The following is a 287-nucleotide window of genomic DNA, read 5'->3' as shown; positions in this document are numbered from 1 at the left end:
CCGAGCGCACCGCGCCGCGGGCGAAGGCGCTGGTACCGGGGCAGTGGGACCGGTTGCGGGAATCCCGGCCGGAGGTCATGGAGCTGTTCGCCGAGGATCCGGAGGGTGAGCGGCTGGCCCGCTGGCTGGCGGAGGCGGAGCAGCTGGTGGAGCGCTGGTTCGGCCTGGAGGATCCGAGCCGGCTGGAGCCCGCCGAGCGGGAGCTGTTCGTGGAGGCCGGGCTGGATTCCGGGCTGAGGCTGCGCGGGATCATCGACCGGGTGGATGTGGCGCCCACCGGCGAGGTG

Annotated in this window: 1 protein-coding gene; it reads left to right on the top strand. The window is 74.2% G+C overall.

Annotated elements, in window-relative coordinates; all coding sequences use genetic code 11:
* Positions 1-287 (top strand): PD-(D/E)XK nuclease family protein (locus J0695_RS43035; RefSeq protein ID WP_206970229.1); only part of this gene is annotated, 287 nt, incomplete at both ends.

Origin of the sequence: Streptomyces beijiangensis, assembly GCF_017315755.1 — a bacterium.
GTDB classification, from domain to species: domain Bacteria; phylum Actinomycetota; class Actinomycetes; order Streptomycetales; family Streptomycetaceae; genus Streptomyces; species Streptomyces beijiangensis.
This window is presented reverse-complemented; position numbering and strand designations above follow the sequence as displayed.